Genomic DNA, 10,163 nt, shown 5'->3' on the forward strand with positions numbered 1-10,163 from the left:
AGCATCGTACATTACTTCGAATATTGCAACACGTTCAACCGATATATCGAGGTCTACACCAATCAATGGATAATGTAGCCCTAGCCTTCAATTCGCTCGGCTGCGTGTCGCGAGAGAATCCAGAAGACGGCCGCGCCCGAGTTGGTCAGCGCAGTAAAGGCGGGCGTGATTTCTATCAACGCTGCGGCTGCCGTAGCCTCCTTGCCGGGCGAGAAGCAGGTAGCGGCTGTTGCTGGGGGCAAGAAGGAGCTACGCCAGGTGGTGAGACAGGTGCGCGAGGCCCGCGTGCCGCCCAGGCCTGAACCGGCGTCCCCACCCAGCGACGCCACACCCGATCAACTTGCGATTCACCGCCTGACGCTGTTGGTTACAGAGCTCACAGACGAGCGCGATCAGTTGAAGAAAAAGGTGCAGCACTTGATGATTGCACTCGCAGAGGCCTGCGTTGGGCAATAGTTATGCTGCGCATAATCTTATGACCGGCCACCGCGTCATGGCTCACCGTTGGCCACAATATAGAGCACACCGTGACGCAGGTCAGGCTCAGGTAGATAAGTGGGAGCAAGGTATCAGTCAGCAGAACCCATGTTGACGGCTCCGGCATGGCATCGGAGCGGTGGACGAGCGCCGGATGTTATGGCATCACGGCTTACGAGCCGATGTCAGAAGTGGTAGCCTCGATCCCGCCAGTACTGCCAATCGGCAATGGCCTGCTGCGTCATCTCGTCGCTCGCCAGTGGCACGAGTTGCGCGAGTGGTACAGCAAGCTTGCGCTTGTTCCATCGTATCCACACAAAGGCTTCGGACTCGCAGACGTCCTCCGGCGCCATTGCGATCACCTGAACCCGATCGCCGGGACTGAGCGGCGAGGTTGGCAATCTCTTGCGAACCTCAGCTTCAAATGGAACGGTGAGTCGCTCCTCCAGGTAGTAATACCACGCCATAGACCGCTCCTCTGGGCTGTATGCGTCGACGACCACCTCCATCTCGATTCGCTGTTCGCGGTCTGGCTCGATCTTGCGTTTAGGCATGTTTTTCGTATTGATGTCGATGGAATCTCAGAGGTCGACGACCTTGCGCAGAAGAGCAAACGAGACACGCCAATGACCCTCATCGGGATTGCACTGCACAGAAGCAGTCTTCTGGTTGATGCGTACGATGGTGCCGATGCGCTCAGCGCGTTGGGCACGCGGCGGCGGTGCTGTCGCTTGCGGTGGTTGTTGAGCCGCGACGGTGGTATCGGCGATGATGGCGGCATAGGGTAAGGCGCAGCGTCGGCGCGTACCTGCATCCTCGATCACGGCCTGGATCTGCCGCAACTCGAGGATACGGCCCTGCCGCAGCGGCTGAATGAGATCATCGGCGAGTAGCTGACGGTCATGCCGAAATGCAGGTGCCGGCGGCTCTCCAGGGCACTGGTCGACGCGGCCCAGGCCGCCCAGCCGGGTCAGGTCACCAAGTCGTTTCGGTGACCGCTCGCCTGGCGCATCGCATTGCCGCGTTCTTCAGGACGTCAGGCCTCTGGCGCGGAGCCAATTCAGCCACGCTTGATCTTCGATCTCGTACGACCCTCGCGACTCTTTCCATACGATCTCGCGCTCACGAAGGGCGTCAATCGCATTTTGAACCGTCCCAGCGCTGACGCTCACATGATCCGGCACAAGGGCCTTGTACGCGGAAATGGCGCTCTCTCCGAAGGGAGAGAATTGACCATCCTTGCCAGCCATGACGCGCACTACCGCCTGCTGAAGTGGCGACAATGATGTGAAGTCGCTTTCGACGTCATGCCACAAGCGCTCTTGGACGAGCGTCGCGTCATCCTTGAGCCGGGTACTGAGGTTTGGCGATTCGTTCGCCAGTGCGATCGTGCCTATCAGGTGCCGCAGCATCTCCGGGCGATGCCCGACCATCACGAAGGCTTCGTAGACGGCCTCCGGCTCAAACTGATTGCCCGCGGCGAGCGCCCGGTTCACGCTCTTGGTAAATTCGTCGGTAAAGTTTCTATCGAGCAGCGGGAATGGCGCCACCTGGGAGCCGTAGAACGGCATGCGCGAATTCATGACCAGGTGCGCGAGTTTGTCCCGGCTTGAGCCGGTGAAGACCAGCATGAGGTCCGGGGCCTTGCCCGAAACGTTCATCGCGTCGCGCGCCGCCTTCAGGCCGAACATTGCCTCCACGCCCTTCTCCGTGGTCAGAGCATGCTGCGCTTCATCAACGATCAAGAGAACCGGTTTCTTGGCGGCCTTGCGCAGCGCCTCAAGGGTCTGCGTGAGCGTGACGCCCGCTGGCAATCCCGTGGCGGTGAGGTCTAACCCAAGGGTGCCCATGACGGTGACCTTGGTGAGGCCGACGGCCTTTGCGGCTTTGCCCACGACACCGGCGTGATCGGCAATTTTGTGCTTGATGGCGTCGGCGATCAGTTCGCCCGGGTCGTGCGCCTTGTTCGACCATAAGTCGACATACACGGTGACCCAGCCGCGCTGCTCGGCGGCCGGCGTAAGGTCCTCGCGCAGGAACGTGGACTTCCCTACCCGACGCGGCGCCGCGAGGAACAGGCCCGAGCGGGCATCCTGGATTCCCTCCCCGGCCAAGGCTGCGCAGAAGCTTGCCGCCAACGCGGGGCGGCGAAAGGTGTAACGTTCGGAGGCGGCGGACGGCTCGGACATGTGTCTTCCTGGTGCGATTATCAGCATTTATCCTATCTTGATAATTTATCCTTTGCAAATAAATAATGATAAATGACCGATGAGGCATATGCGCTCGAGGAGCGGGCGTCTTGGCGCCTCCTGGGAATACCCACTTACGCGGCCAGCAGATTACGAAACGCGTTTTGCCGCCGGCGACGATATCGCGTAGTAATCCGCGATCGACCGAGGGGCGCACCTAGCCCAGGCGCCGGGTGGAAGGTCCGATAGCACTGCCTGCCGGCTCAGCGCAACGTGGCCAGTTCGCCGTTGCTGCCTTTGCTCGTGGCTCGCCAGATTGTATAAACGGTCGTTTTGAGAGCCCCCAACCCGCAGATGGCCAACCTTCCAGGTTGCCACGGTCAATTTCCGCTTGGCATCGACCAGTCCTCCACCACTAGGCGAAGGATGCGCCGGAACGCCTGGTCATTGGTCACCAGCACCGCGCCAGCCTTGGCGAGTAAGTCCCTCAAATGGCTCCAGGCCGGCGCGTGGGGCCGCCCGCTACCGTCACACAGGGGGGGGGTGAATGCGGACCGGTTAGGATTGCTGCGAGCTCAGGACTCCATACATCGGGCACGCGGCGCCTCGTCAGCATCCGCAGCGTCTTCGGAAATATGCCGATTCTGCAGGCGGCTGTGCATGGCCTCGCATCGAATCAACATTATTGCCGCAGGATCCTCTTCACCGCCGGCGATGCCAGCCTCAGCAGCGACCCGCAGATATACTTGCCGGGAGGCAACGGCGACGATCACAAGGATGGCGCCGACGCCGAAGGCTCGGACTGCAATTTGGAGGTATTGCGCCATAGCGAACTTGCACCGTATAGCAGGGGGTAATTGGCAGTGAGGCTACACGAGGATGTCTCGGGACGGTGCCAAGCCGTTGCAGGATTGACACAACCGTTCCGCCGCGGTAGGACGAATAGTGCGTTGCGTGACGCTGCATTGCGGTAAAAGAAATGTCCCGAAAAACGATCGCGGCCCTGCCGAAGGGCAAATACTGGGCCACGCCACACGCGCCCTTCGCCTTGGATGGTCCAAACGGCCATGATGAAGTCTTTCCTGGCGCCCACTGCATCAGCGACGGCAAATGGGTCACCGTCTATAAGGATGGGGAAGACGTATGGGCGTGCAATGCCGTGTATGCCGCCGCCCATTTCGACTTCGCACCGGTTCCAACCCACCCATCGCCGACGGACAACTGAGGGTCGGACCGTTCCCCAGGCCGTGGGGTCCTACAAACAGTCGAGTCCCTTTTTCGCGGACCGGGCGTTCTGTGCAGTGCCATACACGACATCACAACTGGGCTTCGTCGCTGCCCCCACTGGCCCGCCGCCGGCACCTGTCGCCACGCCGGCAGGCGACAGCGCCCGATCTCTTGCCTGCGCGCCAGCAGGGCCTCACCTCAGGCGGGCCGTTTGCTGGACTCGGTGCCACACGATATGCAGTCAGTTTGCCTGGTGGGACCGCAGGGAACGGAAGTCTTCGCAAAAGTGATGAGCACGAGCGCGCCCATGAGGTTCGACATGGCACGCAAGGCAATCAATGTCGCGCGGCGCCGGGGCCCGGATCGGCCGGGAGCCGCCCCGCGATCCTCGGGCGCGCAGGCCAAGCTACGCGAGCGCCTCTTCAACGGTTCGGGCTGCTTTCGCGATCATCTCGCGCAGCCACGCGTGACCCACGTCGTGCTCGTCGCGGCCATGCCAGACCGCACGCATGGTCTCAGTTCCAGCTTGGTACGGCGGATCTCGTCGAACTAGGTCTCCGCTCTTTGTAAGAGCCATGGCCAGGGACGCGGGCACAATGGACAGCATGTGCGTATCACGAAGCAGCGCTGGAATGGCGAGCGCGTGCGGGACGGTGACTCTCAGCCGCGGCACCTCCTTCGATTCAAGGAGCGCTTCCTGGAGACCGCGCCAAACCGGGGGCCGACTAAGCGGCAAGGCGGTGGCCTTGTTCTCCGGCGATGGAGGGATACCATCGTTCAATGTAAGACCGGAGCTGGTTATTGAGCACGGCGGTCCGGATTTGCAGCAGGTTGTGCGCGTGCCGAGGCCGCCAGGCCATCTGCTGCCGTTTGACGAACCGCTTGCTGACCACCTGGTTGACGGCTGACTCGACAAAACCTGATGCAATGGGCTCCCCATGCCGATAGCGGTCACCGTAGTTCACGATGAAGTGCCGATTGTTTTCGAGGTAGACAATGAACTCCTCGAGCTTGCCAAGGAGTTTGGCTTCCTCGGGGCTTGCCTCAGCTTCCAGATCCCAGCCCAGGCTTTCCAGTCGGCGCAACGCCGGATGGGGGCAGCCGTGCCACAGGTGCCACTTGGCGCCATGCAACGCCTTGATCAATGTCGCGTTGCTCGGGCCGTCGCTGTGTGCCGGGCGGCCCTTGATCATCTGTTCGAGGTTCTGTACCCGCATGGCGATGTGGAACCAATCGAGAACGTACTCACCGCGGTCACCAAAGCCGAGCTGCGTAAACCGTACGGTATCCCCGCCGTCCGACAGGAAGGTGACCGGCTGATTGGGTTGCACACCTTCTCGCAGCAGGAAGTTCCACATACGATCGGCCGGTCGCCGCTCCAGCTTGTGCACGTAGGCAAAACTATGCCCGCCATCCTGATCCCGCAGGGACTTCCCGACGATCACTTCAAACCAGCCGTCCTGGCGGCGCCGGTGGCCGGCCCGCCGAAGGTAGCCGCCGTCAATGCCGACCGCGCGGACCTGACTGGGCTCCGGGATCTCAGACGAACCGACGCTCGCGGCCACCTCCGCCTGCTGCCGGGCGTCGGTGGTCTGTTCCGCTTCCAGCCGGCGACCGAGCGTGGTGACCTGGCGCCGGATTGAGCTGGCTGCCAGCACATGATCGAGCGGCAACACTTCCTGCAAGACGTTGACGGTCAGGCCATACGACATCAGCGCTGCAAACTTGACCTCGAGATACTGCAGTTCTGGACTGACCCGCTCGGCCAAGCAGTTAGCGACCGGACTGAAGGTGGGGGCGTCGCCTTGGCACAGCCGGCAGGGGTACATACAGCCTGGGACTGTCAATCGACAGTCGCCCGAACGCGCTCCGGAAGACCAAGTGATGGTGGCCTTTGCAAGCCAGCTGCGCACCGCACGTGGGACAAACGCTGGTCCGGGCAACTGCCTCGGCAACCTGTGCCGCGACCATCGTGCGCTGCAGCCGACCCAGCAATGATTTCGCCTCCTCCAGATGCAGGCCCAGCGAGCCCACATCAAGGCCGTCTCTCTCGAACTGGGCTATTTCGGTGACGGTGGCTGGCACGCCTCCATCGTCCTGCACTACAAGTTGCAAGCTGATACGCATGGCCGCCCTCCTCCCTTGGAAGCTGCGGCGACCAGTCTACCCCTCGAGCTCTCGCAACCGATCATTGACGATCTGACGGTCAAGGCGACGATCCAGCCAAGTCAGCCACCCGTCGATCTCATCGCGTAAGTCTTCCAACACGATTAGCTCCTCGCGCAGCGACTCGAGCCAATCGAGGAACTCATACTCACTGCGTTCGTCCCTGGCCTCCATATAGCTCTCGATCCCGCCCATGTCCTCTGGCGGGCAAGGCCCGCAACCGGCCACGCAACGCGGCAGCCGGCCAGGATGTTGCCGCAGCCTACGCCGCTCCACCCGTATCTCGTGGCGCCACCACGCGTTGAAGTCATACACATAGACGAAGCCTTCGTGTTCGCGGAGACGAAACGCAGTCAGTGGCAGTTCGTTTGCCGCGGTGGAGAACTGCAAGACGCCCTCATGAGCTTCGCCGTAACGCCTGCCACGAATGCTGAACGTGTGCAGATGCTCGTCGGCCCAGCCCATGACTACCTGGATGACATTGTGCAATTGTCCGAGCGTCAAGTGCTCAGGAACGAGGACGCGTCGCCAAACCGGCGGGCTCAGGCCGCTCAGAGCAATTCGAAGTTGAAGGACGGAGATCGCCGGCCCAGGAACGGAAGCCATGCGCGCATTTTAGGTGCCTCATTGGCCTCTCAGCAGTGGCCCGGTCGTCTGCCCCCGCTTTGGCGCGGTCTCCTATGACTGCTATCGGCAACCGGAAAGCCTTCGATAGGCTTGAGGCCTCTGCCCAGGAACCACGGGCCCGTTACGTAAGTTGGCGCCTTTGATAGGGCAAGCACCTGAGTCCAGCCATTTCGTGCCGAAGCAGCATCTGTGAAACGAAAATAGAGAAGGGTACGCATAGCGGCACCTCGGCTATCCGGGCACGACTGCGCTCGGAGGGTTGAGACCCATGGTGTCAACGTTGATTGGTACAGCCGGACAGGAATGCCGCGATGGCAGCGTCAGAAATCCGTTTGTAGGTGCGATAGCACCACAAGTGATGTTGATGAAGCATTGGATTGCTGCTTCGACCCGAACTAGCTCAAATCTGCAATCTGCTTGTTTTGCGGATCGAATTGACCGGGTTGCGCAGTCTTGCGACCTTCATCTGGTTGTTCACTCTGGCGCATTCTCGATGTTGTCGAGCGCTTTGTCGGGGCCAGAGGTACGGGGGCGTACTTCATGAGTGCCTTGTCGTTGCTTATGATCCGCTGTTATGTCACTTTTTAAGAATACGCTCTTGCGACTAGATTCCCAACAAGTGTTACTCAACTGGTGGGCGCCCGACCAACTCCCCTGCCAGTTGCGCCCACTGCCGAGAAAATAGCCCTCCCTGTACTTCGATGCGCTCACTTATCGCCGCGACGCCAGGTGGCCGAGAAGGATCCATAATACGAAGTCAGCATTCCTGGGCTGAAGGCACATGAGCCGATTTACGCAGGTGTTGCTTGAATATCACGAACGCAGCAAGCACCGTGTCAACAGCTACGCTCCCGGCCCCGGAGGGCTCGACTGGGCAACCCAGCCAGACCCGTTCCGGGTGTTTCAAGGCACACCGCGGATTGCTCTGCCATTGGTCGCGGACACCTTGGCCGCACGCTACAACGAGCTGCGCTGCGGCACTCTGCCTCCCGCGCAAAGATTCAGTCTTCGTACCCTGGCAATCCTGTTTGAACTTTCACTCGGCCTGTCAGCGTGCAAATCCTACGGTGCTCAGCGGTGGTCACTGCGCTGCAATCCTTCGAGCGGGAATCTGCATCCGACCGAGGGCTATCTTCTGTGTCCGGCTCTGCCTGGCTTGGCTGGCGGGGTCTACCATTACCTGAGCCGCGACCATGTACTTGAACATCGCGCTGAAGTGGATGATCCTCGATGGACCGAGGCGTTTGTAGGCGGCGGTATCCTGGTCGGCATAAGCTCGATTCACTGGCGCGAGGCGTGGAAATACGGAATGCGCGCATGGCGCTACTGCCAGCATGACTGCGGCCATGCTATCGCGGCAGTGAGTTACGCCGCGGCAGCTCTCGGCTGGCAGACGCGGCTGTTGGAGGCGGCTGCGGATGACACGTTGGCCGCATTGCTTGGATTGAACCGCCGCGAGGATTTTGGACCGGCCGAACCAGAGGTGCCAGATGCCCTGCTTTGGATCGGGAATCTTGAAGCACAGCCGGACCCTGGGTGCCTGCAGGCTGCTTTGGATAAGGCGCACTGGTACGGATACGCGAATCAACTAAGCGCGGGACATGAGAGTTGGCCGGACATCGATTCGATCCATCGCGCCACGCACAAGTCTCGTACTCGCGAACCGAGCTCGCTAGATCCGGAGCCGCACCAGTGGTCCGCGACGCCCGCCCTTGATCTGAGCTTTGCCCGAATCGCTCGGCAGCGCCGCAGCGCTGTGAGTTTCGATGGTACGACGCGCATCACCGCCGCGGCTTTTTACGCCATGCTGGCATGCCTGTTGGTACGTAGCGACACGCCACCGTGGAATACGCTGATATCTCAAGTCGCGGTGCATCCGGCGCTATTGGTGCACCGCGTGGACGATCTGGAGCCGGGCCTGTATGTGCTAGTGAGACATTCCGGGGCGCTGCCTAGCCTCAAGCAGGCTATGCGCCCAGAATGGCTGTGGCAAAAGACTGGACCGGACCATCTTCCGCTCTATTTTCTGCTGCCTTACGATTTACGCGCGGTGGCAAAGTTGATCTGTTGTCACCAGGACATCGCCGCCGATTCCTGCTTTGCGCTGGGAATGCTCGCAAATTTCGAAATCGCCCTGAAGCAACCATGGCGATATCGCCATCTTTTCTGGGAATGCGGCATCCTCGGCCAGGCGCTCTATCTTGAAGCCGAAGCATCCGGAGCGCGCGCTACGGGAATTGGCTGTTTTTTCGATGATGAAATGCACGCCATGCTGGGAATCAAAGATCACGCTTGGCAAAGCCTGTATCACTTTACCGTCGGTGGCGCCGTGGTCGATCAGCGCTTGTCTACATTTGCACCGTATGAGGATCGGCCTTGACTCGAAAGTGCTACGTTCCGATTCGTGGGACAGGAACCTTGGCAAACTGAAAGCACCGCCGTCCAGACAGCGAGCACGGTGGTATCTTTCTGCCGCCACTTGCTCCGGAGTCAGCCAAGCCTCTTCCATCAGGCTGCCGATCAGAATGTCGTCATCCAGCTTGGATCAGGCTCTCCTATCCGGGCGCGGTTTAAAGGCCAGTTCCCGGGCCATGGTTTCATAAAGCTCCCGCGCTTTAGGGGTGTTTGCCGGCGGCAACACCACCTGGATGTCCAGCAGCAGATCGCCCGGTGGATTGGCGGGAATGCCCTTGCCGCGCACGCGTAGCTCGCTGCCGCTCTGGGCGCCGGCGGGAATGCGCACCTTCAGCTCGCCCCCAGGTAAATCGATGGGCACCACCGCCCCCAGCGCCGCCTCCCATGGCGCCACCGGCAGGGTAAGGTGTAGATCGCGTCCCTTCACCTTCAGTTGGTCGTGCGGTTTGAAACGCACTTCCAGAAAAAGATCCCCCGCCGGCGCACCGCCGATCCCCGGTGCACCCTGCCCGCCCAGGCGGATGAGCTGACCTTCGCGGACGCCTTTGGGAATTTTCACGCTGAGGGTCCGGCTCCTGAGCTGCACCCCGCCCTGGGCGTCCACGCTTGGCACCTGCAGCGAAAGCTGACGGGTGGCGCCGGTAAAGGTGTCTTCCAGGTCCAGCAGCACCTCGGCGTGGTGATCCCCGCCGCGCGACGGGGACTTGCCACCGTGTGTATGGAAACCGCGGTGTCTGCGCCCCATGTGGCCAAACAGCTCGGCGAAGAAGTCGCTGAAATTGGCCTCTTCCTGGGGCGAGAAGCCCCGACCGGAGAACTCGAAGCCGGTGTCCCAGTCCGGCGGCGGACGGAACTTCTGGCCGGGCTGATGGCCTCGTCCCAATTGCTCGTACGCGGCGCGCTTTTCCGGGTCGGAGAGTACAGCATAGGCCTCGTTGAGCTCCTTCATGCGCACTTCAGCATCCGACTGCTTGGAAACGTCGGGATGGAACTTGCGCGCGAGCTTGCGGAACGCCTTCTTGATGTCCTCAGCGGTGGCATCACGTGTCACTCCCAGCGTCT

General features: G+C 61.1%; 9 protein-coding genes and 2 pseudogenes. 3 read left to right on the plus strand and 8 right to left on the minus strand.

Annotation, left to right across the window (positions count from 1 at the left end; all coding sequences use genetic code 11):
• Window positions 1-111: 111 nt before the first annotated feature.
• Window positions 112-456, plus strand: a pseudogene (locus ACYP5B_RS09320) (hypothetical protein); the annotation flags it as partial.
• Window positions 457-662: 206 nt separating this feature from the next.
• Here ACYP5B_RS09320 and ACYP5B_RS09325 read toward each other — a convergent pair.
• The 4 genes from ACYP5B_RS09325 to ACYP5B_RS09340 form a co-directional block, all read right to left on the minus strand.
• Window positions 663-1,031: a calcium-binding protein gene (locus ACYP5B_RS09325; protein ID WP_459569404.1), complete on the minus strand. Its 369-nt coding sequence runs from the start codon at window positions 1,029-1,031 to the stop codon at window positions 663-665.
• 27 nt (window positions 1,032-1,058) lie between these two features.
• A complete protein-coding gene (locus ACYP5B_RS09330; RefSeq protein ID WP_459569405.1) occupies window positions 1,059-1,301 on the minus strand; it encodes a hypothetical protein in 243 nt (80 codons plus the stop codon).
• A gap of 204 nt (window positions 1,302-1,505) precedes the next feature.
• The gene (locus ACYP5B_RS09335) at window positions 1,506-2,666 is read right to left on the minus strand and encodes a hypothetical protein (RefSeq protein ID WP_459569406.1); all 1,161 of its coding nucleotides are present in this window, start codon (window positions 2,664-2,666) and stop codon (window positions 1,506-1,508) included.
• Window positions 2,667-3,241: 575 nt separating this feature from the next.
• Window positions 3,242-3,493 carry a hypothetical protein gene (locus ACYP5B_RS09340; protein WP_459569407.1) on the minus strand — a complete coding sequence of 84 codons (252 nt, stop codon included), beginning with the start codon at window positions 3,491-3,493 and terminating at the stop codon, window positions 3,242-3,244.
• Between the two features lie 152 nt (window positions 3,494-3,645).
• On the opposite strand from ACYP5B_RS09340, the gene ACYP5B_RS09345 reads away from it, so the two are divergent.
• The gene (locus ACYP5B_RS09345) at window positions 3,646-3,891 is read left to right on the plus strand and encodes a hypothetical protein (RefSeq protein WP_459569408.1); all 246 of its coding nucleotides are present in this window, start codon (window positions 3,646-3,648) and stop codon (window positions 3,889-3,891) included.
• 408 nt (window positions 3,892-4,299) lie between these two features.
• Here ACYP5B_RS09345 and ACYP5B_RS09350 read toward each other — a convergent pair whose 3' ends face one another.
• From ACYP5B_RS09350 to ACYP5B_RS09360, 3 genes and pseudogenes are all read right to left on the minus strand, one after another.
• The gene (locus ACYP5B_RS09350; protein WP_459569409.1) at window positions 4,300-4,566 is read right to left on the minus strand and encodes a type 2 periplasmic-binding domain-containing protein; all 267 of its coding nucleotides are present in this window, start codon (window positions 4,564-4,566) and stop codon (window positions 4,300-4,302) included.
• A gap of 52 nt (window positions 4,567-4,618) precedes the next feature.
• Window positions 4,619-6,020 (minus strand): annotated as a pseudogene (locus ACYP5B_RS09355) (ISKra4 family transposase).
• A gap of 36 nt (window positions 6,021-6,056) precedes the next feature.
• On the minus strand, window positions 6,057-6,665 hold the full coding sequence (locus tag ACYP5B_RS09360; protein ID WP_459569410.1) for a plasmid pRiA4b ORF-3 family protein: 609 nt from the start codon (window positions 6,663-6,665) through the stop codon (window positions 6,057-6,059).
• 802 nt (window positions 6,666-7,467) lie between these two features.
• Between ACYP5B_RS09360 and ACYP5B_RS09365 the strand changes: the two genes are divergently transcribed.
• Entirely contained in the window at window positions 7,468-9,066 is a 1,599-nt protein-coding gene (locus ACYP5B_RS09365; protein ID WP_459569411.1) for a SagB/ThcOx family dehydrogenase, read from the plus strand.
• A gap of 165 nt (window positions 9,067-9,231) precedes the next feature.
• Here ACYP5B_RS09365 and ACYP5B_RS09370 read toward each other — a convergent pair.
• On the minus strand, window positions 9,232-10,163 hold a 932-nt coding region (locus tag ACYP5B_RS09370; protein WP_459569412.1), incomplete at its 5' end, for a DnaJ C-terminal domain-containing protein.

The sequence above is a fragment of the Cupriavidus sp. 8B genome, assembly GCF_054589115.1.

Bases quoted from the DNA above. Each gene is read 5' to 3' on its own strand.
- ACYP5B_RS09335 (WP_459569406.1), bottom strand. From the start codon at position 2,666: ATGTCCGAGCCGTCCGCCGCCTCCGAACGTTACACCTTTCGCCGCCCC.
- ACYP5B_RS09360 (WP_459569410.1), bottom strand. From the start codon at position 6,665: ATGGCTTCCGTTCCTGGGCCGGCGATCTCCGTCCTTCAACTTCGAATT.
- ACYP5B_RS09365 (WP_459569411.1), top strand. From the start codon at position 7,468: ATGAGCCGATTTACGCAGGTGTTGCTTGAATATCACGAACGCAGCAAG.
- ACYP5B_RS09325 (WP_459569404.1), bottom strand. From the start codon at position 1,031: ATGCCTAAACGCAAGATCGAGCCAGACCGCGAACAGCGAATCGAGATG.
- ACYP5B_RS09340 (WP_459569407.1), bottom strand. From the start codon at position 3,493: ATGGCGCAATACCTCCAAATTGCAGTCCGAGCCTTCGGCGTCGGCGCC.
- ACYP5B_RS09345 (WP_459569408.1), top strand. From the start codon at position 3,646: ATGTCCCGAAAAACGATCGCGGCCCTGCCGAAGGGCAAATACTGGGCC.